We start from the raw sequence: 26,093 nt of genomic DNA, 5'->3' as shown, positions 1-26,093 counted from the left end.
TGACGCATCGTGTTAAAAATTGGCGATACTTTAATGCTTGAACCAAAGTATTCGAACGTTATCGAAACATATAAATGCAAAATTGCAGATTTGATAGGCAGCGATTTATACATTGATTATCCGGTTAATACGATCACAAAACGGCCCGTTTTTTTGCTTGACGGAACACAATTAAAAGTCACATTCGTCGGAGATGACGGTTCCGTATATTTGTTTGAATCTGAAATTAAGGGGAAGGTTAAGCAAAATATACCAATGCTAATATTATCCTACCCTGGCAACGAATATTTGATAAAGATACAGCGCCGCCAGTATGTGCGGGTAGAAACTCCTGTAGATGTCGCTGTTTATCCGTTGAACGGGGAATTTCAGCCGTTTACTGCCCTCACTGAAGATATTAGTGCCGGAGGGGCTGCAGCAATTTTGACAGGAAAAAGCGAATTGTTAAGGGAAGGCATGATTGTAGAGGCGACTTTTGTTCTTCCGTTTCAGAGCGGAGAATACCATTATAAGACTTTTAGGAGCCGTATTGTCCGTATTGCAGATGTAAGTGAAGATAGAAAAAAAATTTCTTTGCAATTCACGGAAATCACCGGACAGGATCGGCAGCTCCTGATTCGTTTTTGTTTTGAAAGGCAGTTGGATATAAAGAAAAAAGGATTAATTGGTTAATGAATAAATAAATCTTATCGCTCCCATAATAAGAATAAGTATTATCGATAGGAGCGGATTAATGAAGACGTTTGAAAGGATTCTTATGAAAGTAATTGTTATTCAATTAATCTGTTTGCTTTTAGTACAGCTGTTTTTTCATAAACTAAATATTTTTCCAGAATTAAAGCAAATAACACAATATGAAGGCGTCAGTGAAAACAATTTTACACAAATACTTGAAACGTTTCAGGGACAGTAAAAACAGGCAGGTATCACCTGCTTTTTTATATTTTTAAAAACAATGTTCTTGGTCAAGTATTTCGATTAATTGTGGTAAAATAAAGTGAAACATCTTGAGTGTAGGAGGAAGTATGGACAAAAGGATTTCAATTGCTATTGACGGGCCTGCGGCTGCAGGAAAAAGTACAGTTGCCAAAATTGTGGCAGAAAAGCTGTCATATTTATATATCGATACCGGTGCAATGTATCGTGCATTAACTTATAAAGCGATTCAGCAAAAGGTGGATATCCAGAATGAAGCAGAGTTGATGGATTTGCTGCTTGACACAACGATTGAATTAGTTCAGGAGGAAAAAGGGCAGCTAGTTTTTCTTGATGGAGAAAATGTTACTGATGAAATTCGGACAAGCGAGGTGACAAACTCCGTCTCTATCGTTGCAAAACATAGAAAAGTGCGTGAAGAAATGGTGAAAAGGCAGCAGAAGCTGGCTTCCGGTGGAGGAGTAGTCATGGACGGGCGCGACATTGGAACGCATGTACTTCCACATGCTGAGGTGAAAATTTTTCTTTTAGCAAGCGTAGAGGAAAGGGCCCAAAGGCGCCATCAGGAAAATCTTCAAAAAGGATTTTCTTCAAATTTGGAGAAATTAAAAGAAGAAATTGCTAAACGTGATAAAATTGATTCAGAACGGGAAGTGGCTCCTCTAAGAAAAGCAGATGATGCTTTCGAGATTGATACAACTTCCCTATCGATTGAACAAGTGGTGGACAAAATCATGGCATTGGTAGAAGAAAGGATCGGGTCAATTTGACGTTTTACAGTTTTGCAAAAGCGATTGTATCTTGGATTTTAAAGCCTATCTACCGAATTCAAGTAATTGGCATAGAGCATTTTCCCAAAGATGGAGGAGTGCTTCTTTGCGCGAATCATCTCGATAATCTGGATCCTCCAGTTGTCGGAATAACCGCTCCTCGACCGGTGCATTTTATGGCAAAAGCCGAGCTTTTTTCTGTTCCGGTGTTAGGGAGAATCGTGGGAAATTTAAACGCATTTCCTGTTAAAAGGGGAATGAGCGATCGCGAAGCCTTGCGAAAAGGTCTGTCAATCTTAAAAGAACGAAAAGTTTTAGGACTTTTTCCTGAGGGATCAAGAAGCAAGACAGGCGAATTAGGCCAAGGCCTGGCAGGGGCAGGTTTCTTTGCTCTCCGGTCGGATGCCCATGTTGTTCCTTGTGCAATTATCGGTCCATATAAACCTTTTAAGAGATTAAAAGTAATTTACGGAAAGCCGATTGATTTTAAAAATCTGCGTGAAAATAAAGCAACGGCGGAACAAGCCACTGAATTAATTATGGAAGAAATCCGCAAACTGATAAATGAGCATAAGTAAGTATTCATGCTTGACAAAAAAAACTATTTGTAAGAAGTTAGTAAGAAGAGGTTTTAGAAAAATTCTTTGAACTCAATCTTGTTTTTAAAATGTGGTGATTCCATCACATTGCTTATATTCATTTGAGCAGTGACTGGATTAAGGAGGAGTTACATATGTCAGAAGATATGAATCAAGTAGAAGCAACAATTTTTCAAGTAGGAGTCAAGGTAAAAGGAAAAGTAATAAAAGTAGAAGAAAAACATGTCCTTGTCAGCGTTGAAAACAGCAAGCTTGATGGCATCATTCCAATCAGTGAGCTTTCAAGCCTTCACGTTGAAAAAGCGGAAGATGTTGTTTCCGACTTAGATGAACTTGAACTTGAAGTAATAAAAGTAGAAGAAGAAGCATTAATTCTTTCAAAAAGGAAGATTGATGCGGAAAAAGCATGGGATGACCTTGAGAAAAAATTTGAAAGCGGAGAAATTTTCGAAGCTGAAATTAAGGATGTTGTAAAAGGCGGTCTTGTCGTAGACTTGGGAGTACGCGGATTTGTACCCGCCTCTCTAGTTGAAGACCACTTTGTTGAGGACTTTTCTGATTATAAAGGAAAAACACTAACTTTCAAAATTGTAGAGCTTGATAAAGAAAAAAATCGTTTAATTCTTTCACACCGCGCAGTAGTCGAAGAAGAAAAAATCAGACAAAAACAAAGCCTGCTGGAATCTTTACAGCCTGGTCAAGTATTGGAAGGAACAATTCAAAGGATAACAGATTTTGGAGCATTTGTAGATATCGGCGGTATTGACGGCCTCGTTCATATTTCGCAATTATCCCATCAGCATGTTGAAAAACCATCTGATGTTGTTGAAGAAGGCCAGAAAGTAAATGTGAAAGTACTAAGCGTAGATCGCGATAAAGACCGTATATCCCTTTCAATCAAAGAAACTCTTCCTGGTCCATGGACAAATATCTCAGAAAAGGCACCTAAAGGAAGTATACTTGAAGGTACAGTAAAGCGCCTTATTTCTTATGGTGCTTTCGTAGAAGTATTTCCGGGTGTGGAAGGACTTGTACACATTTCGCAAATTTCTCATAAACATATTGGAACACCACATGAAGTTTTAAAAGAGGGTCAAACGGTACAAGTGAAAGTGCTTGATGTGAATGAAGAGCAGCAACGGCTTTCATTAAGTATCAAAGAGCTGCAGGAAAGAGAACAGGCAGCACCGGCTGATTACGAACTTCCTGAAGAATCAAAAGGATTTCAGCTTGGTGAAGTAATCGGTGATAAATTAAAAAATCTCAAAAACTAATGGTGATTTAACTTGTCAAGACCAAAAAGGAAATGGGATCATATAAAATACGCACTAAAAACAGGTCAGAAGCGGCTTTCCGGTTTTGATGATATTTAATTTGTCCACCAAAGCTTGCCGGATATTTCCTTGGAAGGATTGTCATATCGGGGGCAACCCATCACTGGCTTTCTGAACGGGGAATTAATACAAAAAAATACAGCCAATACAGGAATTAAAGAGCTCCGCTAATTAGCGGCAGCTCTTTTTTGCTATCATTATATTTAGCTATATTTCCCGTCGTTTAAAGATCGCGCTTCTTCTGGGCTTTGCAATTTTGATGCACCTGGATAGTGTAGAGCCTGGTCACGGTCCGATTCCACTCTGCCGCTTTTTCTAAGACGTTTTTCCTGCCGGTCTTTACCCACCATACCACCTCCTATCCTTTAACATAATTCACACAGGAAAGTTTATACCCGGAAAGTTTAAGGTACATAATATTTTGTCATAATGGTAATGATAGGAGGTAGTATAATTGGATGGGGCTTTCTTTTATTGGTTTTGCTGGCTTATATGGGTGGCGGCCACTTTTTTATTGGATAATAAAAATAAATATCGTTATACCGTATCAAAAAGGCTGCTTGTCATCATAATCTTGTCTCCTATTCACTTTTCTGTCTTTCACTTTCAAGTTTACGCAGCAGTTGTTTTCATTTTTTTCTCAATCATGATGGATATTTCAAGACTGAGAAACGGGACAATTCTTTATTTTTTTATATCTTCTTTTATTATAATGCTTGCTTATGTCAGTTTCCTTATGTTTGAGTTATACGATCCGGTATGGGTAATTATAAATCGTGATTGGCTGCTCGCTTTTATTTTAATATATTTAACTATTGTGCTTCAGTCTGATGTTCGGATGAGAATGTATACAATGCTGGCGGGCATTGTACAAGGAGAACTGCTTTATGCATTTGTCTTGCGTCAAAATGGATTAATTTACCCGATCGGGTCACTGGAATTTCTTGATCTTGCAACATTGGCAGTTGCCATTCTGCTATTGTGGAGCGGCCTCAAATTTACGGCAGCTTATTTTAACACTTATTTTAACCATTTTGAAAAGGAGAAACATAAATCATCATGAATGAATATACACTGCCTATTATATTTGGAGTGATCGTCGGGACACTGACAAGAATCTACTTGCTGAGGACTGATTACCGGCAATATCCGACTTACTTGCATGGCAAAATTATTCATATTGCATTGGGATTTATTGCTGCAGGGCTGGGAACGGTAGCAGTACCTGCCATGCTAGAAGAAGAGTATACAGCAATAACGTTTTTGACGCTTGCTGCATCTCAGTTTCGGGAAGTACGCAATATGGAAAGAAATACATTGACCGAACTTGACAGCTATGAACTTGTCCCGAGGGGAAAGACATATATTGAGGGGATTGCGATCGCGTTTGAAAGCAGAAATTATCTTGTCATTTTTACATCTCTCATAAGTACGTTTGCATATATTTTTTTAAATATTTGGGCGGGAATTGCAGCAGCAGCTGTTGCATTCATCATATCAAAGTATTTGATGGCCGGGGGACAGCTAAAAGACATTGTCGATATTGACTATGTTGAACCAAAGTTTGAAGGGGCAGGATTGTATGTGGATAACATTTATATTATGAATATCGGTTTGCCTGAACGCCGGGAAGAGGTCCTCCGCTATGGTATGGGATTTATTTTAAAGCCTAAAAACTTCAATGCCCGGTCTACAATTGCCAACCTCGGACAGCGTCAGGCGATACTTCATGACGTCTCAAATGCGCTTGGTGTATACCGCGATTCCGGCACGCCTGCACTTGTTCCGCTGGCAAAAAGAGACTTGAATGACGGAAGGGTTGGGATTTTCATATTGCCGCAGGAAAAGAATGTGGAAAAAGCTTTAAAGATCATCGGATTAGTTCCAACCCTCGAAAATGCAATCAGAATGCCGACAGAGAGATATAAAGCTAAGGAAGGCAGGGGTTAGGCATGATGCTCGAAAAATTTATTCTTGCAGTTGTGACAACAGATCCAAATAAAGTTCCAAGCGGAGCGGCTGTTTTCCATTGTGAATCAAAAAAAGAAATGGAACAAGTATGTACGAATTTAGAAGCAATCTTAGACGGCATTGCCCATGCAGTTACAGAAGAACTTTTCATTATTGTAAAACATTGACAAATATTCCATAGTTTTAAGTTTCCATTGCTTGTTATCAATCTCTTTGTTAAACTTATGAAGTTAGACCCTTCTAGCATCTGAAGGGTTCTTTCTTATGTTTATTAAGAAAAAAATCAAATGAAACAAACATTTTAATTTATATATGAAAGGATGAAATGCATGGCGAAACCAGTTGTAGCCATTGTTGGCCGTCCTAATGTAGGAAAATCAACAATTTTTAACCGTATTGCCGGCGAGCGGATATCGATAGTCGAAGATATACCGGGTGTAACCCGTGACCGGATTTATAGTTCAGCTGAATGGTTAACACACGATTTCAATATCATCGATACGGGTGGCATTGATATCGGAGATGAGCCTTTTCTTGAACAAATCCGCCAACAAGCTGAAATTGCAATTGATGAAGCAGATGTCATCATTTTTATCACAAACGGACGGGAAGGGGTTACCGCGGCAGACGAAGAAGTTGCGAAAATCCTGTATAAATCGAAAAAGCCTGTTGTTCTTGCCGTAAATAAAGTCGATAATCCTGAAATGCGCGATCAAATTTATGATTTTTATTCTCTTGGTTTTGGCGAACCGATTCCAATTTCCGGCACCCATGGACTTGGATTGGGAGATTTACTCGATGAAGTAGCAAAACACTTTCCGAGCAGGCACGATGAGGATTATGAAGAGGATGTTATTAAGTTTAGTTTAATTGGCCGGCCAAATGTGGGCAAATCTTCACTTGTAAATGCTTTACTGGGGGAAGAACGCGTAATCGTAAGTGATATTGCCGGTACAACAAGAGATGCAATTGATTCCCATTACACGTATAACGGACAGAAATACGTCATAATTGATACAGCTGGAATGCGCAAAAAAGGGAAGGTTTATGAAACAACTGAAAAATACAGTGTTTTAAGAGCATTAAGAGCAATTGAACGATCAGACGTTGTTCTTGTTGTATTGAATGGGGAAGAAGGGATTATTGAACAGGATAAGCGGATTGCAGGATATGCACACGAAGCAGGCCGGGCAGTTGTTATTGTCGTTAATAAGTGGGATGCAGTTGAGAAAGATGAAAAAACGATGAATGAGTTTGAAAAAAATATTCGCGATCATTTTCAGTTTTTGGATTATGCTCCGATCGTCTTCTTATCAGCTAAAACAAAAAAAAGACTGCACACATTATTGCCAATGATTAATATGGCAAGTGAAAATCATGCACTCCGCGTTGAAACTAGCGTACTGAACGATGTCATCATGGATGCGGTGGCCATGAATCCAACGCCGACAGACAAAGGCAGAAGGCTGAAAATCTATTATACTACTCAAGTAGCTGTAAAGCCTCCGACATTTGTCGTTTTTGTTAATGATCCGGAGCTGATGCATTTTTCTTATGAGAGATTTCTCGAGAATCGAATCAGGGATGCATTTGGTTTTGAAGGTACACCAATCAAAATTTATGCGAGAGAAAGAAAATAAGGTAAAGGTTGTGGTATGAAATGGAACGGCAAAGAGAAAAAGTAGCTGTGATCGGAGCAGGAAGCTGGGGAACAGCTCTAGCGATGGTACTTGCCGATAACGGTCACGAAGTCAGGATTTGGGGACATAAGCATTCTCAAATAGAAGAAATCAATCGGGAGCATACAAATCAAAAATATTTGCCTGGCATATACTTGCCGGAATCTATTATCGGATTTTCTTCTCTCAAAGAAGTTTTGAAAGATATTGAAGTGATGATTTTAGCCGTACCAACAAAAGCGATCAGGGAAGTTCTCGGGAAACTAAGGGATATTCAAGAAACACCGTTAACAATTGTCCACGTCAGCAAAGGAATTGAGCCGGATACATTGCTTCGCATATCAGAAATGATTGAAGAGGAAATGCCTGACACTCATTTAAAAGATGTTGTTGTTCTTTCCGGGCCGAGCCATGCTGAAGAAGTAAGCCTCCGGCATCCTACGACTGTAACTGTTTCTTCTAAAAATATGAATGCTGCAGAAAAAATTCAAGATTTATTTATGAATCAAAATTTCCGGGTATATACAAATCCGGACATGATCGGCGTTGAGATAGGAGGAGCACTTAAGAATATTATTGCACTCGCAGCCGGAATTTCAGACGGAATCGGCTATGGCGATAATGCAAAGGCTGCTTTGATCACAAGAGGCCTTGCAGAAATAGCCCGGCTCGGTACAAAAATGGGTGCCAATCCGTTAACATTTTCAGGCCTGGCCGGAATTGGCGATTTAATTGTTACATGTACAAGTGTTCATTCCCGAAATTGGCGAGCCGGGAACCTTCTCGGGAAAGGGAAGAATCTTGAAGAGGTATTAAATAATATGGGAATGGTTGTTGAGGGGGTTCCCACTACTAAGGCGGCCCATCAGCTTGCAAGAAAATACAGCGTCAAAATGCCGATTTCCGACGCTTTATTTAATGTTTTATTTAATGGTGTGAACCCAAAAGATGCAGTAGATACGTTAATGGCCAGGGTAAAAACGCACGAAATGGAAGATTTGGTAAATGTTCTTGACTTAAAAGAATAACAACGCGGACTTAGACAAAATATTATTTCTTAATATATAGGCATTAGAGGATGCGATTGTATTGCAATTCGCATACTATGCAACGAAGCAAACTGGTAAATTGAACTGGGTATTTGGGTATTTTAGTCGAAATAGGCTGAAATAAAGGTGCTGCCCCTCCCTTTATTTCAGTCATTTTTTTGTCTCTAAATGAATGATGTTGTTTTTTGGTTTTACACCTATGATATAATACATACCTGTAAAGGAGTGGTTAATATGTCACCTGCTTTAATGAAAATGTGGATTTCCTTTGGTGCAATGGGTTTTATGGTTTTATCTATTATCTTTATTTATTTCAGCCGGTATAAATTAAAAGGCGTGTTTCGATTCATAACTGCACTGATTGCGTATGTTTTATTGATACTTTCGGGAATCATTATTTTTTTAATCGTGTTCAGCGGGCCTGCCAGTGAATAATACATATATTAAAGGATTGATGTTTTGTGAAAAAAGGTATGCTTTGTTCCTTGATAGTCATTTTTTCTGCGATACTCTCAGGCTGCATGTATCCGAAAGAAAAGCTTGCTGAAAATCAAGTGCCGTATGATGATCAAGTGCAATCCGTACAAAGTGCCGTTGATCGCTTTCAGAAAGATAATGGCGGAATATTGCCAATAAAAACAAGAGATTCATCAACACCAATTTATCAAAAATATCCGATTGATTTCCAAAAAATTGTGTCGAAATATATAGCAGAACCTCCGGGCAACAGCTATGAAAGCGGGGGGGTTTTTCAATATGTCCTTGTGGATGTCGAAACAAATCCAACGGTGAAAATATTCGATCTAAGAATCGCAGAAACTATTAGAGAAATAAATTTGCGGATTAAAGCATCGGGGTATCCTCCATATAAAGAAAAATTAGCAGAAAATGTGTATTCTATTGATTTCAAGAAACTGGGCTATAAGGAAGAACCGGTTGCTACAAGTCCATATTCAAATCAAAATTTGCCTTTCATTGTAACCGGAAATGCCGAAGTAATTGTTGATTATCGGAGTGACTTATATAAAATGCTGCAATCGACAAAACATTCTTATAAACCGGGTGATGATATTCGGGAATTATTAGTGAAGAATTCCGTTTTTGTGCCGGCATATTCGCTGCCTTATACAATTGATCCAAAAACAAATGAACCAATCTTTTTGGTGAAATAGTCATAACCCTTCTTCTGCAAAATATAATGTAAGGAGAAGGGTTTTTCTCTTTTTAAATCTTTAAATCATTTGAAATTAACGAAAGAAAATAATCGATTTATGTAAAATTGATAAGAGTTTCTGATAAGGAGGCAAAAAATTTTAGAAAACAGGCATATCATAATAGGACAACATCATAAACATATAATGTCAAAAAATTAGCAAAGATGGATAATATTATCCCACTAACTCATTCGGGAGGGGAGATCACTTGGAAAAGGTAGATATTTTTAAAGATATTGCCGAGCGGACAGGCGGCGATATTTATTTAGGTGTTGTAGGCGCAGTTAGAACAGGTAAATCTACTTTTATAAAAAAATTCATGGAACTTGTAGTTTTACCAAATATAAGCAATGAAGCAGACCGTGCCCGGACACAGGATGAACTTCCGCAAAGCGCAGCCGGTAAAACCATTATGACAACAGAACCAAAATTCGTTCCAAACCAGGCCGCAACCGTTCATGTTGATGAAGGTTTGGATGTAAATATCCGTCTTGTTGACTGCGTCGGCTATACAGTACCCGGAGCGAAAGGGTATGAAGATGAAAACGGGCCGCGCATGATTACGACTCCATGGTATGAAGAGCCGATTCCATTCCATGAAGCAGCAGAAATTGGAACAAGAAAAGTGATACAGGAGCATTCGACGATCGGTGTCGTTATTACAACGGACGGCACAATTGGCGAAATTCCGCGAGAAAATTATATTGAAGCGGAAGAGAGGGTAATTGAAGAACTGAAAGAGGTAGGCAAACCGTTTATCATTGTCATAAACAGTGCCCAGCCTTACCATCGAAACACAGAAGCACTCCGCAGCCAATTAATTGAAAAATACGATATACCTGTACTGGCAATGAGTGTAGAAAGCATGCGTGAAAGTGATGTCTTAAATGTTCTTCGCGAAGCTTTATACGAATTCCCTGTGCTAGAAGTGAATGTGAATCTTCCCAGCTGGGTAATGGTCTTGCGTGAAAACCATTGGTTGCGTCAAAACTATCAAGAAGCTGTCAAGGAAACGGTTAAAGATATTAAGAGATTAAGAGATGTGGACCGGGTTGTACATCAGTTCAGCGACTTTGAATTCATTGACCGTGCAAGCCTTGCCGGAATAGAAATGGGGCAGGGAGTTGCTGAAATTGATTTATTCGCCCCGGATGATTTATATGATGAAATCTTAAAAGAAATCGTCGGGGTTGAAATCCGAGGAAAAGATCATTTGCTCGAACTTATGCAGGATTTTGCCTATGCAAAAGCGGAGTATGACCAAATCTCTGATGCTTTAAAAATGGTAAAACAAACCGGCTATGGAATTGCCGCTCCGTCCATAACAGATATGAGCCTTGATGAGCCGCAAATCATCCGCCAAGGACCACGGTTCGGTGTTCGCCTGAAAGCTGTAGCTCCATCCATTCATATGATTAAGGTCGATGTAGAATCTGAATTTGCACCGATCATTGGATCGGAAAAGCAAAGCGAAGAATTGGTCCGTTATTTAATGCAAGATTTTGAGGAAGACCCGCTGTCCATCTGGAATTCAGATATTTTCGGCCGAAGTTTGAACTCAATCGTCAGAGAAGGAATTCAGGCAAAACTTTCGTTAATGCCTGAGAATGCCCGATACAAATTAAAGGAAACTCTCGAGAGAATCATAAACGAAGGCTCAGGCGGACTAATAGCCATCATATTATAGGAATAAGACTCCTCTAGGGAGTCTTTTTTGTTATCGGTCTTTACAAAAATGTTTCGAAAAAGAAAACATTACCATTATTTCATGAATATTTCTTGATATGCGCAAATGAATATGATAATCTTTTAACAGAATTCATGTTGTGGGGGGCTCTAACCCTTATGATTAAAGGGTTTTTGCCAAAAATTGATTGAAAACTGGCTCGTAATCATTTAATATAAGGGCTAAGTTAAACAAATATATTCCACAATGTATAGAATTCGGTAATTTTGTTTAGAAATGTAGGTAAGAGACTTACTTTTACTGAATTTACCTTGATTTTTTGGGAGGAGGTGAAAGGCATGAATAAGACAGAACTAATTAATGCAGTTGCAGAAGCTGCTGAGTTATCTAAAAAGGACGCTACTAAAGCAGTTGATGCTGTTTTTGATGCAATCTTAGATGCTTTAAAGAATGGTGATAAAGTACAATTAATCGGTTTCGGAAACTTTGAAGTACGTGAGCGCGCTGCCCGTAAAGGCCGGAATCCTCAAACCGGAGAAGAAATCGAAATTGCTGCCAGCAAAGTACCTGCTTTCAAACCAGGTAAAGCGCTTAAAGATGCCGTCAAATAATTACATACAAGTGCTTAAAACTATGCTTAGCAAAAGGCTGCGGAATTCCGTGGCCTTTTGTATTTTTAATCTACTCTTGCTTAGAATCGCCTAGTTCTTCCCAGGGCTAAAATGGGCGGCTCGCGCAATAGGTTAAGCTACTAATAAATCTTCTATTTTGCTTGTACTGAAATGGTTATGCTAATATAGATGGTAATGACAAAATTAAAAGCGGAGCAGTAGAATTAAAGCTGGGTTCGCTTGCAAATTATTGTATTGAATTAAAAGTAGGAGGATATGTGATGTCGAACTTCAATCGTGCCCAAATTGAAGAAGCGGTGCGTTTAATATTAGAAGCTATCGGAGAAGACCCGAATCGTGAAGGTTTGCTTGATACTCCAAAACGTGTAGCAAAAATGTACGAGGAGGTGTTTGCCGGTTTAAATAAAGATCCAAAAGAATATTTTGAAACAGTTTTTGGAGAAGAACATGAAGAATTAGTGCTTGTTAAAGATATTCCTTTCTATTCCATGTGTGAACATCATCTTGTTCCATTCTTCGGACATGCACACGTTGCTTATATTCCAAGAAATGGGAAAGTAACCGGTCTGAGCAAACTTGCGAGAGCTGTTGAAGCAGTTGCCAGAAGGCCGCAGCTGCAGGAGCGGATTACTTCGACGATTGCCGACACAATAATGGAAAAGCTTGACCCTCATGGAGTAATGATAGTTGTAGAAGCGGAACATATGTGCATGACAATGAGGGGAGTAAAAAAACCGGGATCGAAAACGGTCACTTCTGCTGTGCGCGGAATTTTACAAAACGATGCACGTGCAAGGGCTGAAGTGCTCTCTTTAATCAAGAATTAATTTCATAAATAATATAAGCTCTAATAGCTTTATCATTTTCGACAATGATTGTAGGGGTGAAGAAAATAGAAAAGAAGAGCAGCTTTCAAAACGGGGAATTTGTTGTTATAAAGGCATTGGATGACGGTGTAAACGTGATCGGCTTAACAAGAGGAACTGACACGAGATTCCATCATTCAGAGAAGTTAGACAAAGGTGAAGTAATGATCGCCCAATTTACTGAGCATACTTCAGCAATCAAAATCAGAGGGCGCGCAAAAATTATGACTTCCAACGGGGAAATTGAAAGCGGGAATTAATATCTGATTTTAATAATTAATGTTAAACATAATTAACAATTTCGAAAGTTTTTTATTTTCTGAAACCACAAACACAATTTTTTTTATGGTATAATTGTCTCTGCTTTTAATGTATGATGATTGGGTAAATGCTTATCTATTTCAATAAATTGCGAACTGTCTTTATATGGATATACATAAATTGGGAAGCAAGGGTGATTGAATTGCAAGACATACAAATAAAACTGACAAAAATTAAAGAGCAGATTATGCAAAACGTCTCACATCCATATTTGCTGAAATATATTCAAGCTCCCACGGTCGATGAAGATAAGCTGCTCTTGCTTGTTTCCCTTATGGAACATTTGAATATATCAAATGATGAGATGGAAAGTTATGTCTTAACAACGATGCTTATTCAAATTGCCCTTGATACCCATGAACATGTAACGGAAAACAAAAACAAGGAAGATACTTATCACAGCTTGAAAAATCGCCAGCTTACTGTTTTAGCTGGTGATTATTACAGCGGTCTATATTACAAGCATTTATCAGAAATAAACAGTATTGGTGTAATCAGGACATTGGCAGCAGGGATAAAGGATGTAAACGAGCACAAAATTTCCGTCTACCAAAAGGATTCTGACGGTATTGATAAATTAATGAACAGTATAAAGATGATTGAGTCCTCTTTGTTTGAAAAACTGACAGAGTATTTTCAAGCGGATGTCTGGGATGAATATGCCTCAAACCTGTTATTTTTAAAACGTCTTATCAATGAGAAAAAGAAATTTTTACATGCAGAGGCATCTATATTATTTGAGGGATTAAAAAAACTTGTATTTCCAAAAAATGATCAGTATTTGTCAGAATTATCCAATGAGCAGCAGCGGTTCTTATTGCTGATTTGTGATCGTTACATTGAATTTGCGAAGCATTTAATTGAAAAAGGAATTAAAAAATTACCTTTCCTGAATGAACTTTTGAAGGAAAGAACATTATTTATTTTGAACCAGCATCATACGCTGGCGAAAACTTTTGTGGAAGAAGGGTAAGAATAACATGCATCAATCTAAAGAAGAGCGTGTTCATCATGTCTTTGAAAAAATCTATCAAAATTACGACAAGATGAATTCTGTTATCAGTTTTCAACAGCATAAAAGATGGCGTAAAGACACGATGAAAAGAATGAATGTCCAAAATGGCAGCAAAGCTCTGGATGTATGTTGCGGCACGGGGGATTGGACGATTCCCCTTGCTGAAGCTGTCGGCCCCGAAGGCGAAGTTATCGGCCTTGATTTCAGCAAAAATATGCTTAAGATTGCGGAAGAAAAAGTCAGCAGCAAAAATTTAAATCAAGTTTCACTTATCCACGGAAACGCAATGGAGCTTCCGTTCCCTGACCAATCCTTTGATTATGTTACAATTGGCTTCGGCCTAAGAAATGTCCCTGATTATATGCAAGTGTTAAAAGAAATGAACCGGGTGTTAAAACCCGGAGGTATGGCAGTCTGCCTCGAAACTTCACAGCCGACATTGTTTGGTTTTAAACAGCTGTATTATTTTTATTTCCGGTTTATAATGCCGTTCTTCGGAAAAATTTTTGCGAAAAGCTATGATGAGTATTCCTGGCTTCAGGAATCCGCACGCGAGTTCCCTGGAATGAAAGAACTTGCAGAAATGTTTCAAGAAGCGGGCTTTATAAAAGTACATTATAAGCCATACAGCGGAGGGGTAGCCGCTGTTCATTTTGGATCAAAAAGAGATGCCTGACCCATTACCGAGCGGCCGGGCATTGATATTTTTTAATGCCTTATTTAATCAGGTAACAGAAAATGACAGGAAATTAAAGCTGGGTGGATACAATGAAATTAAAAATGATGTATTCATTTTTGAATTCGGATTTAAATATCGTTGAAAAAGAGCTGGAGGAGACAATACAGTCAAAGTCCCCTTTATTGCGTCAAGCATCCCTGCATTTATTGCAGGCCGGGGGGAAAAGAATTCGCCCAGTTTTTGTGTTGTTGGCAGGAAAGTTTGGAAATTATGATATCAATGTAATCAAAAATGTTGCTGTTGCTCTTGAACTGCTTCATTCGGCTACACTGGTACATGACGACGTAATTGACGATGCCGAACTCAGGAGAGGAAAACCGACGATAAAAGCAAAATGGGATAACCGGATTGCCATGTATACGGGAGACTATATTTTAGCCCGATCTCTTGAATTAATGACAAAAATCGAGAACCCTCTCGCCCATAAAATACTTTCGCATACGATTGTTGAAGTTTGCATTGGGGAAATTCAACAAATTAAAGATAAATACAGATTTAACCAGAATTTAAGAGACTATTTGCGGCGCATCAAAAGAAAAACGGCTTTGTTAATAGCTTCCAGCTGTCAATTGGGAGCGATTGCGGCCGGAGTAGATGAAGAAATCCATAAAAAGCTTTTTCGCTTTGGCTATTTTGTTGGCATGTCCTTCCAAATAACCGATGATGTGCTTGATTTTACCGGGACAGAAAAAGACCTAGGCAAACCCGCAGGCGGGGATTTGTTGCAGGGAAATATTACACTGCCGGTTTTATTTGCAATGAAAGACGAGAATATCCGAAAAAAAATTGAAAGAGTACATGAAAGTATGGACCGTGAAGAGCTTAATGAGTTATTGTCGATTATTAAAAATTCGGGTGCGATTGAAAGCTCTTTAGCAGTAAGCGACCGTTATTTGGAAAAAGCATTGTTAATTTTAAAAGAACTGCCTGACAATAGAGCGAAAAAAGCACTGCGGGATATAGCGAAATTCATTGGAAAACGTAAATTTTAGAAGTTGCGGAATTGTCTAAACAATGGTAATATTTTTCATGGTATTGTCAAATTGCGGACAATCTATTATACATAACTTTTTTAGGAGTGAGCATATGGAAAAGACATTCTTAATGGTCAAACCAGATGGCGTACAGCGCAACTTGATCGGAGAAATTGTTGCCCGTTTTGAAAAAAAAGGTTTCCAATTAGTTGGAGCAAAACTAATGAGCATTTCAAAAGAACTTGCTGAGAAGCATTACGGTGAGCATAAGGAGCGTCCATTCTTTGGAGAGCTTGTCGACTTTATTACTTCCGGACCGGTTTTTGCCATGGTATGGAAAGGAGAGAATGTGATTGCAACTGCACGCCAAATGATGGGATCGACAAACCCGAAAGATGCAGCACCAGGAACAATCCGGGGTGATTTTGGCCTGACGGTAGGAAAGAATGTTATTCACGGTTCTGATTCGCCAGAAAGTGCACAACGTGAAATTGCCTTATTCTTCAATGAATCAGAATTAGTGGAATACTCAAAACTAGTAAACGAATGGATTTATTAATAAATCTGACGTTCGGCAACCCGAGCGTCTTTTTTGTATCCGCTTCCAGTAAAGGTTATTTTGTAAAAAATTTGTGGAAAAAATGCTTCATTGCCCATTGTTTTCCGTTATACTAAATTTGTTAAACAGATATTTTTTGATATGGCTAGAGGAGAATTACTAATGTCTCAAGATTACCTGGAATTTATCAGCAACATTAAAAGGAAAACAGGGATCGACTTAGCTTTATATAAAGAAACACAAATGAAAAGAAGGCTGACTTCCCTTTATGAGAAAAAAGGATATAACTCATTCCATGAATTTTTCCTTGCAATGAATAAAGACTGTCAGCTGATGAATGAATTTTTGGATAGAATGACGATTAATGTTACTGAATTCTATCGAAATCGAACGAGATGGGAAGTACTTGAAAAGCAGATATTGCCGAAGCTTCTTAATCGCAATAGAAGGTTGAAAATATGGAGTGCGGCTTGTTCAACAGGTGAGGAGCCGTATACGATCGCCATGATTATGTCGAATTTTTTGCCTCTCCGGCAAGTTCATATTTTGGCAACGGACATTGATAAGAATGCAATAGCCAAAGCGAAAATTGGAGTATATCCAGAAAGGTCTTTAAATGAAATTCCTCCGGAAATGAAAAAAAAGTATTTCACTAAAAGCCAAGATTTTTTCCATGTTTCCGATGAATTAAAGAAAACAGTCACTTTTAAGAAACATAATTTACTAAAAGACCCGTTTGGAGGACCGTACGACCTGATCATTTGCCGAAATGTATTAATTTATTTTACAGAAGAAGCGAAAAATGAGCTTTATAAAAAATTTAGTGCAGCTTTAAATCCCGGGGGAATCTTTTTTGTTGGAAGTACTGAACAAATTTTTAACCCGGGACAATATAATTTTGAAATAGAAGATACATTCTTCTACAGGAAAATGGAATAAATTTAAGGGCCGCTTGCAAACAGGGCCTTTTTTCTTTCCACATTTTTTAACAATGAAACCAATCATTATCAAAGGATAATAAAATTATTTTAATAATTTTGAATGATTGACTATTTTTATTTTTAAGCATGTGTTATATTTGTACATAATCCTTTAACGAGTTGAAGGGGGAAAGTATAATGAGATATTTAACAGCTGGCGAATCCCATGGACCTCAGCTTACAACGATTATAGAAGGATTGCCATCAGGGATGCCTTTAGTTGCAGAGGATATTAATATTGAACTCGCCCGAAGGCAGAAAGGCTATGGGAGAGGCCGGAGAATGCAAATTGAAAAGGATACAGTGGAAATACTTGGCGGGGTTCGGCACGGATATACGCTAGGTTCACCTGTAGCACTGGTTGTCAAAAACGATGACTGGCAGCATTGGACAAAGATAATGGGCCAGGAACCTCTTAGTGATCATGAAGAGGAAATCAAGCGGAAAATTTCTCGCCCCCGTCCCGGACATGCAGATTTGAATGGAGGTATTAAATACGGTCACAGGGATATGCGAAATGTATTAGAGCGTTCCTCAGCGCGGGAGACGACTGTACGGGTAGCAGCCGGGGCTGTTGCAAAAAAATTATTGTCTTTACTTGGAATTGAAGTTGCTTCACACGTGATTGAAATCGGAGGAATTAAAGCTGAAAACTCTTCATACAGCTCTATTGCGGATTTAAAAGAGAGATCAGAAGATTCGCCTGTCAGGTGTCTTGATGATGAAGCTGCCAAAAAAATGATGGCAGCGATTGATGAGGCAAAACAAAATGGCGACTCGATCGGAGGAGTTGTAGAAGTAATTGTGGAAGGGATGCCTGTCGGTGTAGGAAGCTATGTACATTATGACCGAAAGTTGGATGCCAAACTTGCGGCAGCCATTGTCAGCATTAATGCATTTAAAGGAGTCGAGTTTGGCATCGGCTTCGAAGCTGCCAGGAAACCCGGAAGTGAAGTTCATGATGAGATTGAATGGAACAGCAGCCAAGGGTACATACGGAAGACAAACAGGCTCGGCGGATTTGAAGGAGGAATGACAACCGGTATGCCAATAGTTGTCCGGGGGGTCATGAAGCCGATTCCTACCTTATATAAGCCGCTTCAAAGTGTGGACATTGAAACGAAAGAACCGTTTTCTGCGAGTATCGAGAGATCTGACAGCTGTGCAGTGCCGGCAGCCGCAGTAGTCGCCGAAAATGTTGTTGCTTGGGAACTTGCGGCAGCCATTGTCGAACAATTTTATGCAGACCGTTTTGATGCATTATTAGAATCAGTGAACCGCCATAGAGAATATGCGAGGGAGTTTTAATGGAAACGATATGGATTCGAACACAATCAAGGCAGTATCCGGTGTTTGTCGGTCAGAATGTAATAGAAACACTGCCTTCTTTTATTCACGATCATTTTTCCTATGCAACTTCGCTCTTGATTATAACAGATGAAACCGTTGGAGGACTTTTTCTTCCCCGGATGACTTCGCTGCTTAAAGATTTCCATCCTGAAACTTATGTCGTACCTGCCGGGGAAAAAGCAAAAACTTTTGATATATATTACAGCTGTTTAACTTTTGCACTCGAAAAAAAGCTTGATCGAAAGTCGCTAATCATTGCTTTTGGCGGAGGAGCCGTTGGTGATTTGGCAGGTTTTGTTGCTGCAACATTTATGAGAGGAATTCCTTTTATTCAAGTCCCGACAACGATCCTTGCACATGACAGTGCGGTAGGAGGGAAGGTAGCAATCAATCATCCGCTTGGCAAAAACATGATCGGAGTTTTCTTTCAGCCGGAGGCTGTGTTTTATGACATCGAATTTTTGTCAACTCTTCCTCCTGAAGAAAAAAGGTCTGGCTTTGCTGAAGTTGTTAAACACGGCCTTATAAAAGATAAAGAACTATTTGAGTGGCTTCAAGCCAATATAAAGTCGCTTGAAAATGTTTCGAATAACGACTTGCAATTTATGCTATCCAGAGGGATTAAAGTAAAAGAATCGATCGTTTCAGAGGACGAAAAGGAAACTGGGATAAGAGCATTCTTGAACTTAGGGCATACTCTTGGACACGCCATTGAAGCGGAAATAGGCTATGGAAAAATCACACATGGTGAAGCAGTTATCATCGGAATTTGTTTTGCTCTTCAATTGAGTAAAAGAGAGCTCGGTTTTTCATATAAAAAAGATGAATTCATGCAATGGTTAAGGGCTTTAGGCTATAAGACAGACTTCCCGAATCATCTTTCTGCAAAAAAATTGTTAAATCGGATGAAAATGGACAAAAAAACCGTTAGACAAAAAATCAGGTTTGTTTTACTGGAACAAGTTGGCCGACCGGTCTTAAAAGAGTTGGAAGATGAACGATTAATGGCTCATCTTGAACATTTTCGGGCAGGGGGTGGTGTGTAAATGATCAGAGGATTAAGAGGTGCAATCACAGTTAATGAAAACACGGAAGAGGAGATCATTTCAGCAACAGAAAGGCTTTTACGTCAGATGATTGAAAAGAATCGTATTCAGCCTGATGATGTTGCTTCGGTTTTTTTTTCTGTTACAGATGAAATTTCGGCTGTGTTTCCGGCAAAGGCTTTGCGCCATTTGGAAGGCTGGACGTATGTTCCTGTTATGTGTATGAGAGAAATACCTGTTCCATCAGCTTTGTCACATTGCATCCGGGTAATGATGCATGTAAATACTGATAAGGCTCAAGATGAAATGATTCATATTTACTTAGAGGGTGCAGTTCATTTGCGGCCCGATTTAAAAAAGTAATGGCAAATACTATTGAGATTTCGTTTTTTACATAAAACTCCATAAAAAAATTGAAAAATACCTCTCGATACTACTTATTTAGAATATGACTATTTCTAAAATTAATTTTATACTTTAATTATGATAATATACAAAAGTGTTTAGAAGAGGTGAATTTGATGAAATGGAAAGAGCAATTATTAACTCTTGCTCCCTATCAGCCTGGAAAATCGATAGATGAAGTAAAAAGACAATACGGCCTTGAGAAAATTGTTAAGCTTGCTTCAAATGAAAATCCTTTTGGATGTTCAGTAAAAGTGGCTGAAGCTTTAAAAAATGCGCCCGTTTCTTTTGCGATCTATCCTGATGGTTATGCCACTGATTTAAGAAATAGCCTTGCAGCATTCTATAAAGTAGCACCTGAGCAATTAATTCTTGGGAACGGTTCGGATAATCTTATTCAAATCATCTCAAGAGCAATTTTGGGAAAAGGCGTGAATACGGTCATGGCCGTTCCAACCTTCTCTCAGTATAAACATAATGCGGTTATTGAAGGTGCTGAAATAAGGGAAGTTCCTTTAGCAAATGGACATCATGATTTAGAAGGAATGTTGTCAAGAATCGATGCGAATACCGGAGTCGTCTGGGTCTGCAACCCTGACAATCCGACTGGAACGTATATTCCAAAAGATAAACTTTACGCATTTTTAGAAATGGTTCCGAAGGATGTTTTGGTTGTCCTTGATGAAGCTTACAATGAATATGTAGTAGCAGATGAAGGTTATCATGTCAATGAACTAGTTTCACAGTTTGAAAATGTAATTGTTTTAAGGACGTTCTCCAAAATATACGGCCTTGCAAGTTTGCGGATTGGATACGGAATTGCGGCTTCTGATACCATACGGGCATTGGAGCCGGCAAGAGAGCCGTTCAATGTGAATACAATTGCCCAGAAAGCTGCCACTCTTGCATTGGAAGATCAAGAGTTTATTCAATTTTGCAAACAAAAAAACAGAGAGGGGCTTGAGCAGTTTTATCAATTTTGCCGGGAAAGCAATCTTGATTACTATCCTTCTCAAACAAATTTTATATTAATTGACTTTAAGACTGACGGGAATGAAGTCTTTCAATTTTTATTGGAAAAAGGGTATATCGTTCGATCAGGAAAACCTCTCGGATTTCCGACATCAGTTAGGGTGACAGTCGGATCGAAAGAACAAAACGAAGGCGTTGTTGAAGCCATGAAGCAGTTCTTAACAATAAAAACTCTATCATAAATCAAAAGGCGGTGATTTCTTGGAAGGCCGCGCATTTATTATAGGCTTAGGATTAATTGGCGGTTCGATCGCTCTTTGCATTAAAGATAAGCATCCGGAGTCAATGGTCATTGGTTATGATATAAGCCAAAAACAAAGCAAGCTGGCAAAAATGCTCGATGTAGTAGATGAAACAGCGGAAACTATCGAAGAAGGAGCGAAGAGCGCGGACTTGATTGTGATTGCTACACCGGTGACTCAGGCAGAAGAGATTATCTCCGCTTTGGCCCGAATGGATTTGAAAAATGGAGTCATTATTACTGATACTGGAAGCACGAAAGAAGAAATTGTTAAAAAAGCATCCTGTTTAAAGGATAAGGGCTATACTTTTATTGGCGGACATCCAATGGCAGGTTCTCATAAAAGCGGTGTGACTGCCGCAAAAAAGATCCTTTTTGAAAATGCCTTTTATTTATTAACGCCCGACAAAGATACTCCCGAGGAAGAAGTAACGAAAATAAAAGAGTGGCTGAGCGGAACAAATGCAAAATTTCTTATTCTCCCGCCCGCTCAGCACGACTACTTAACTGGTGTAGTCAGTCATTTCCCGCATATTATTGCTGCGTCCCTAGTTCATCAGGCTTACCGGTCAAGCAGAAATCAAGAGTTAATTCCCCGGCTTGCAGCCGGGGGGTTTCGCGATATTACCAGGATTGCTTCCAGCAGCCCGGCTATGTGGAGAGACATTTTGCTCCATAATCGATCCATTCTTCTTAGATTGCTTGATGAGTGGCAGGAAGAAATGGAGAGAGTAAAAAAGATGCTTCTGGAATGCAGGCATGAAAGAATATTTGATTATTTTTTAAGCGCCAAACAATTTCGCGATGAATTGCCGAAAAAAGAGAAAGGGGCTATCCCGGCATTTTATGATTTATTTGTTGATGTCCCTGACTATCCCGGCGTTATTTCGGAGATCACCGGTTATTTAGCGCAAGAGGAGATAAGCATTACAAATATACGCATATTAGAAACGCGAGAAGAAATTTACGGAGTCCTTGTTATTAGTTTTCAAACAGAGGAAGATAGGATGAGGGCGGAAAAATGCATTAGGCATTATACCGATTACGAAACTTCAATCGGTATTTAATTTTCTTACCAGAGGAGGGTCAAGAAGTGGGAGCACGCCGTTTAGACAAAAGCATGAGCGGTTTGAAAGGTACCGTGAAAGTGCCGGGTGATAAATCGATATCTCACCGGTCTGTTATGTTCGGAGCGATAGCAAAAGGTACAACTTCCGTAACGAATTTTCTTTTAGGTGAAGACTGCCTGAGTACGATTGCATGTTTTCGCAAGCTCGGTGTTTCCATAGAACAAAAAGGGAATCAATTGCAAATAGTTGGAAACGGTTTTGATGGGTTGATGGAGCCTGCTGACGTCCTTGATGTAGGTAATTCAGGGACAACTATACGCTTATTGCTGGGGATTTTAGCCGGAAGACCTTTTCATGCTGCACTGATAGGAGATGAATCAATCGGGAGAAGACCGATGACAAGGGTTACGAAACCTTTGGCAATGATGGGCGCACACATTGATGGCCGCAGCTGCGGAGAGTTTACTCCTCTGTCAATCAGAGGCGGAAACTTAACGGGCATAGATTATCAGTTACCTGTAGCAAGTGCGCAAGTGAAATCGTCGATATTGCTCGCCGGCCTCCAAGCAGAAGGTACAACGACTGTAGTTGAACCGTCGAAATCGAGAGACCATACCGAAAGGATGATTCGCCAATTTGGCGGAGAAGTGGAAGAAAGCGGACTAACTATTAGGATAAGAGGCAGCCAGAGCTTAACTGCGTCAAAAGTAGAGGTGCCGGGTGACATTTCATCAGCAGCTTTCTTTATGGCAGCCGCCGCGATTACGCCTAACAGTGAACTGTTGCTTAAGGACGTTGGGTTAAATCCGACGCGGACGGGAATAATTGATGTTTTGAAAGAAATGGGGGCAGATATAACCGTAATGCCTAAAGATTCAGAGGGATTTGAACCTTTAGGTGATATTATCATCAAAACATCAAACTTAAAGGGTGTCGAAATAAAAGGGGATATCTTGCCCCGCCTTATTGATGAAATCCCGATTATCGCCCTATTGGCTACTCAGGCAGAAGGAACGACGGTTATTAAGGACGCCCATGAATTGAAAGTGAAAGAAACAAATCGTATTGATACAGTTGTAGGGGAACTTTCCAAGCTTGGAGCATCAATTGAAGCGACAGACGATGGCATGATCATCCACGGAAAATTGCAGTTGGAAGGCGGCATTGTTTCCTCCCATGGCGACCACCGGATTGGAATGATGCTTGCAGTAGCTGCTCTTATTTGCAAAGAAGAAGTATTTCTCGAAAGAGACGAGGCAATTTCTGTTTCCTATCCCGGATTTTTTAGAGATTTACATAGTGTAATGAAATAAGGAGGGTCTGGCCCTAAAGGTAAAATGTTGTACCTTATGGGTCAGCCTTTCTTATTTTCAACGAAAATAAAGTCATATTTTCATAAAATGAACATAGCTTGTCATAAGACCGTAAAGAGGTGGTTTTATGACATATATTATTTCAAATGCAAATCTGTTATTTAATGGGAAGTTGCAAAAAATTTCTTTTCTCGTGAAAAGATCACAAGTGGTGTCGGTTAAAAATAATTTTAACAAATTCCGCTTTATGCAAATGGATTTAGGTCAATATTTAATGACTCCCTCTTATGTTTTTTTTGATCAAAACCTTCCTGTCAAACAGCCCTTCCCGGAAATGAAGGAGTATTTTATTAACCATTTTATTTTGAAAGGCTGTACGACTGTTTTTACGTTAGAATCCATCTCCTATGAATATGAATTAATTAATAAAGTGAAACGAATGAAGGCTAAGCTTGCTGGTAGTCCGATCGACTTCGTTTTAGGGGTTAAAATACCGTTAAACCTTCTGACCGTAACATTTATTAGACACTGCAAAAAAGAAAAGATTCCGGCTTTATTTATTGAAATAACGAAAATCGATGAGCTCTTTACCATCCCTTGGGGCTGGATCCGCGAAGCAATGTTTCCTTACAACAGTCCGCTTATTCCAGTTTTTCAAATTGAAAACACCAGGGACAGAAAACAGGCAAAATTCATCTGGTCTCAGCTGATGAAGCAGGAAAAGTTACCTTTTATCGATGAAGAACTAACAGAACATGAGCCTCTTCCGGTCTCTGTCCTAAAAAAAACAGGCATTTATCCATTAAAATCCTATTTACATCAAGGTGGGGAAGTCAGTTATAATTTATATTTAAACAGCCGGAAAATCACGATGATTGAAGAATTGGATTTGTTTCATTATCATAATGATAGACTGCTTGTAACGGTTCACAAGGGAAATGTTATTCGTGCAGGCAGCAATGTATTTTATCGGCCGGGGTTTGGTGAAGATGTTACCGTAAAAACTCCGTCATACTTTATTTCCGGTTAGAAAGGATTTGTAAATGAGTAAAGTTGAAAGAATTATCTCTTTAATAGAAAACAGTCAACATAAAGAAGCATTAAATCTTTACAAAGAAATATTGAACACAGGGTCTGACGAAGAAAAATTTATCCTTTCAGAAGAATTGTTTCAATTCGGTTTCTTGGAAGAAGTAAAATTATTGCTTGAGAATCTGCTGGAAACATACGGTGATGAAGGCGAACTTCTTGTCATGCTGGCTGAAGTGTATTTAGAACTGGGGGATGAGGAAAAGGCGATTCTGTTGCTTGAAAAAATTAGCGCGGAAGATCCAAGTTATCCGCAATCTCTTTTACTTCTTGCAGATTTGTATCAAATGAATTGCCTTTACGAAGTAAGCGAGCAAAAATTGCTGAAGGCGAAACGCATTCTGCCGGATGAGGTTGTTATTGATTTTGCCCTCGGAGAGCTGTATGCAGAAGAAGGAAAATTTAATGAAGCAATAAAGGCTTATGAAGCTGTTTTAAAATCGGAAACGGAAATTGCCGGTGTAAATATTCACCGCCGTATAGCCGAGATGTTAAGTTCTTCAGGAGCATTTGAAGAGGCGCTTCCATATTATGAAAAAGCTCTTGATGAGAAACTTGAAATTGATACCCTTTTCGGCTATGCTTTTACAGCGCTTCAAGCCGGTTTTAATAAAACGGCCATTGAAAAGTTTTTAGAATTAAAAGAATTGGACCCTGAGTATCACTCATTATATTTGTATTTGGCAAAAGCGTACGAAAGAGAAGAAGATCTTGAAAACAGTTTGAAAGCAGTAAAAGAAGGAATTAAATATGATGAATACAATAAAGATCTATTTTTTTACGGCGGGAAATTGGCGTTAAAGCTCGCTGATGAAGAAGAAGCTGAAAAGCTGTTAAGAAAAGCGCTTGCCCTAGATCCCGGCTTTACCGAGGCCGCATTGACTCTGAATAAGCTGTTGTTAAAACAAAGCCGATATGAAGAAGTCCTTGAAATTGCAAGATCTCTGGAAGCCCAAGGGGAAGAGGAGCCGCAAATCATTTGGGATGAAGCTGTAGCACTTCAGAATCTTGAAGATTATTCACAGGCATTAAACAAATATGAACTCGCATATACTTTTTTTAGGAATCATCCAGATTTTTTAACTGATTACGGATATTTTTTAATGGAAGAAGGTAAACGAGCTGAAGCTGTCGAAATTTTTAGTGAATTAGCAAAAAATGATCCAACCAATGAGGAGTACCTCGATATTTTGGATCGCCTTTCAGATGAATATTAAACATT

At 39.0% G+C, this 26,093-nt stretch carries 30 protein-coding genes; 29 read left to right on the top strand and 1 reads right to left on the bottom strand.

Going from position 1 to position 26,093, the window contains the following annotated elements; translation table 11 throughout:
* Positions 1 to 9: 9 nt before the first annotated feature.
* The 5 genes from PB1_RS13155 to rpsA all read left to right on the top strand — a co-directional run bounded on the left by PB1_RS13155 (position 10) and on the right by rpsA (position 3,579).
* Positions 10 to 672: a flagellar brake protein gene (locus PB1_RS13155; protein WP_004437422.1), complete on the top strand. Its 663-nt coding sequence runs from the start codon at positions 10 to 12 to the stop codon at positions 670 to 672.
* A gap of 61 nt (positions 673 to 733) precedes the next feature.
* The gene (locus PB1_RS13150; protein ID WP_004437420.1) at positions 734 to 913 is read left to right on the top strand and encodes a YpfB family protein; all 180 of its coding nucleotides are present in this window, start codon (positions 734 to 736) and stop codon (positions 911 to 913) included.
* 112 nt (positions 914 to 1,025) lie between these two features.
* Positions 1,026 to 1,706: a (d)CMP kinase gene (cmk, locus tag PB1_RS13145; protein ID WP_004437416.1), complete on the top strand. Its 681-nt coding sequence runs from the start codon at positions 1,026 to 1,028 to the stop codon at positions 1,704 to 1,706.
* The gene (locus PB1_RS13140) at positions 1,703 to 2,284 is read left to right on the top strand and encodes a lysophospholipid acyltransferase family protein (RefSeq protein WP_004437413.1); all 582 of its coding nucleotides are present in this window, start codon (positions 1,703 to 1,705) and stop codon (positions 2,282 to 2,284) included. The genes cmk and PB1_RS13140 overlap by 4 nt, the downstream gene beginning before the upstream one ends.
* 155 nt (positions 2,285 to 2,439) lie before the next feature.
* On the top strand, positions 2,440 to 3,579 hold the full coding sequence (rpsA, locus tag PB1_RS13135; RefSeq protein WP_004437410.1) for a 30S ribosomal protein S1: 1,140 nt from the start codon (positions 2,440 to 2,442) through the stop codon (positions 3,577 to 3,579).
* A 263-nt stretch (positions 3,580 to 3,842) separates the two neighbouring features.
* On the opposite strand, the gene PB1_RS17160 is transcribed toward rpsA, so the two are convergent.
* Entirely contained in the window at positions 3,843 to 3,986 is a 144-nt protein-coding gene (locus PB1_RS17160; RefSeq protein WP_004437404.1) for a YpzI family protein, read from the bottom strand.
* A 107-nt stretch (positions 3,987 to 4,093) separates the two neighbouring features.
* Between PB1_RS17160 and PB1_RS13130 the strand changes: the two genes are divergently transcribed.
* The 24 genes from PB1_RS13130 to PB1_RS13015 all read left to right on the top strand — a co-directional run bounded on the left by PB1_RS13130 (position 4,094) and on the right by PB1_RS13015 (position 26,088).
* Positions 4,094 to 4,702 carry a YphA family membrane protein gene (locus tag PB1_RS13130; protein WP_004437400.1) on the top strand — a complete coding sequence of 203 codons (609 nt, stop codon included), beginning with the start codon at positions 4,094 to 4,096 and terminating at the stop codon, positions 4,700 to 4,702.
* A complete protein-coding gene (locus PB1_RS13125; protein WP_004437397.1) occupies positions 4,699 to 5,589 on the top strand; it encodes a YIEGIA family protein in 891 nt (296 codons plus the stop codon). Before PB1_RS13130 ends, PB1_RS13125 begins: the two co-directional genes overlap by 4 nt.
* Positions 5,590 to 5,591: 2 nt before the next feature.
* A complete protein-coding gene (locus tag PB1_RS13120) occupies positions 5,592 to 5,777 on the top strand; it encodes a capping complex subunit for YIEGIA (protein ID WP_034645356.1) in 186 nt (61 codons plus the stop codon).
* A 162-nt stretch (positions 5,778 to 5,939) separates the two neighbouring features.
* Positions 5,940 to 7,250 carry a ribosome biogenesis GTPase Der gene (gene der / locus PB1_RS13115; protein WP_004437392.1) on the top strand — a complete coding sequence of 437 codons (1,311 nt, stop codon included), beginning with the start codon at positions 5,940 to 5,942 and terminating at the stop codon, positions 7,248 to 7,250.
* Between the two features lie 20 nt (positions 7,251 to 7,270).
* On the top strand, positions 7,271 to 8,317 hold the full coding sequence (locus tag PB1_RS13110) for an NAD(P)H-dependent glycerol-3-phosphate dehydrogenase (RefSeq protein ID WP_004437389.1): 1,047 nt from the start codon (positions 7,271 to 7,273) through the stop codon (positions 8,315 to 8,317).
* A 255-nt stretch (positions 8,318 to 8,572) separates the two neighbouring features.
* Positions 8,573 to 8,773: a DUF2768 domain-containing protein gene (locus PB1_RS13105; RefSeq protein ID WP_004437384.1), complete on the top strand. Its 201-nt coding sequence runs from the start codon at positions 8,573 to 8,575 to the stop codon at positions 8,771 to 8,773.
* A gap of 26 nt (positions 8,774 to 8,799) precedes the next feature.
* Positions 8,800 to 9,510: a hypothetical protein gene (locus PB1_RS13100; protein WP_004437383.1), complete on the top strand. Its 711-nt coding sequence runs from the start codon at positions 8,800 to 8,802 to the stop codon at positions 9,508 to 9,510.
* A 250-nt stretch (positions 9,511 to 9,760) separates the two neighbouring features.
* Positions 9,761 to 11,239 carry a stage IV sporulation protein A gene (spoIVA, locus tag PB1_RS13095; RefSeq protein WP_004437380.1) on the top strand — a complete coding sequence of 493 codons (1,479 nt, stop codon included), beginning with the start codon at positions 9,761 to 9,763 and terminating at the stop codon, positions 11,237 to 11,239.
* A gap of 338 nt (positions 11,240 to 11,577) precedes the next feature.
* Entirely contained in the window at positions 11,578 to 11,850 is a 273-nt protein-coding gene (locus PB1_RS13090) for an HU family DNA-binding protein (RefSeq protein WP_004437377.1), read from the top strand.
* Positions 11,851 to 12,131: 281 nt separating this feature from the next.
* Positions 12,132 to 12,698, top strand: a complete 567-nt coding sequence (folE, locus tag PB1_RS13085) for a GTP cyclohydrolase I FolE (protein ID WP_004437373.1) — start codon at positions 12,132 to 12,134, stop codon at positions 12,696 to 12,698.
* Between the two features lie 44 nt (positions 12,699 to 12,742).
* Positions 12,743 to 12,997: a trp RNA-binding attenuation protein MtrB gene (mtrB, locus tag PB1_RS13080; protein WP_162139928.1), complete on the top strand. Its 255-nt coding sequence runs from the start codon at positions 12,743 to 12,745 to the stop codon at positions 12,995 to 12,997.
* A gap of 194 nt (positions 12,998 to 13,191) precedes the next feature.
* Entirely contained in the window at positions 13,192 to 14,031 is an 840-nt protein-coding gene (locus PB1_RS13075) for a heptaprenyl diphosphate synthase component 1 (protein ID WP_004437368.1), read from the top strand.
* Positions 14,032 to 14,038: 7 nt separating this feature from the next.
* Positions 14,039 to 14,749, top strand: coding sequence for a demethylmenaquinone methyltransferase (gene menG, locus PB1_RS13070; protein ID WP_004437366.1), 711 nt, complete (start codon positions 14,039 to 14,041; stop codon positions 14,747 to 14,749).
* Between the two features lie 92 nt (positions 14,750 to 14,841).
* Entirely contained in the window at positions 14,842 to 15,804 is a 963-nt protein-coding gene (gene hepT / locus PB1_RS13065) for a heptaprenyl diphosphate synthase component II (RefSeq protein WP_004437361.1), read from the top strand.
* Positions 15,805 to 15,898: 94 nt separating this feature from the next.
* Positions 15,899 to 16,345, top strand: a complete 447-nt coding sequence (gene ndk / locus PB1_RS13060; RefSeq protein WP_004437358.1) for a nucleoside-diphosphate kinase — start codon at positions 15,899 to 15,901, stop codon at positions 16,343 to 16,345.
* A 162-nt stretch (positions 16,346 to 16,507) separates the two neighbouring features.
* Positions 16,508 to 17,284, top strand: coding sequence for a CheR family methyltransferase (locus PB1_RS13055; protein WP_004437355.1), 777 nt, complete (start codon positions 16,508 to 16,510; stop codon positions 17,282 to 17,284).
* 179 nt (positions 17,285 to 17,463) lie between these two features.
* Positions 17,464 to 18,633: a chorismate synthase gene (aroC, locus tag PB1_RS13050; RefSeq protein WP_004437353.1), complete on the top strand. Its 1,170-nt coding sequence runs from the start codon at positions 17,464 to 17,466 to the stop codon at positions 18,631 to 18,633.
* Complete coding sequence (gene aroB / locus PB1_RS13045; protein WP_004437351.1) at positions 18,633 to 19,721, top strand: 3-dehydroquinate synthase; 1,089 nt, start codon at positions 18,633 to 18,635, stop codon at positions 19,719 to 19,721. Before aroC ends, aroB begins: the two co-directional genes overlap by 1 nt.
* Positions 19,722 to 20,084, top strand: coding sequence for a chorismate mutase (aroH, locus tag PB1_RS13040; RefSeq protein WP_004437349.1), 363 nt, complete (start codon positions 19,722 to 19,724; stop codon positions 20,082 to 20,084). It begins immediately after the preceding gene.
* Positions 20,085 to 20,242: 158 nt separating this feature from the next.
* The gene (gene hisC, locus PB1_RS13035; RefSeq protein WP_004437347.1) at positions 20,243 to 21,340 is read left to right on the top strand and encodes a histidinol-phosphate transaminase; all 1,098 of its coding nucleotides are present in this window, start codon (positions 20,243 to 20,245) and stop codon (positions 21,338 to 21,340) included.
* Positions 21,341 to 21,359: 19 nt separating this feature from the next.
* Positions 21,360 to 22,466, top strand: coding sequence for a prephenate dehydrogenase (locus PB1_RS13030; RefSeq protein ID WP_004437344.1), 1,107 nt, complete (start codon positions 21,360 to 21,362; stop codon positions 22,464 to 22,466).
* Positions 22,467 to 22,519: 53 nt separating this feature from the next.
* Complete coding sequence (aroA, locus tag PB1_RS13025) at positions 22,520 to 23,782, top strand: 3-phosphoshikimate 1-carboxyvinyltransferase (RefSeq protein WP_034645641.1); 1,263 nt, start codon at positions 22,520 to 22,522, stop codon at positions 23,780 to 23,782.
* A gap of 127 nt (positions 23,783 to 23,909) precedes the next feature.
* Positions 23,910 to 24,812 (top strand): hypothetical protein, encoded by a 903-nt coding sequence (locus PB1_RS13020; RefSeq protein ID WP_004437340.1) that lies wholly within the window; start codon positions 23,910 to 23,912, stop codon positions 24,810 to 24,812.
* 13 nt (positions 24,813 to 24,825) lie between these two features.
* A complete protein-coding gene (locus PB1_RS13015; RefSeq protein ID WP_004437339.1) occupies positions 24,826 to 26,088 on the top strand; it encodes a tetratricopeptide repeat protein in 1,263 nt (420 codons plus the stop codon).
* The last annotated feature ends 5 nt before the right edge of the window (positions 26,089 to 26,093 follow it).

This window comes from Bacillus methanolicus PB1 (genome assembly GCF_000262755.1).
GTDB lineage: Bacteria > Bacillota > Bacilli > Bacillales > Cytobacillaceae > Bacillus_Z > Bacillus_Z methanolicus.
The sequence above is the reverse complement of the archived record's forward strand: the minus strand, read 5'-3'. Positions and strand labels throughout refer to the sequence as shown.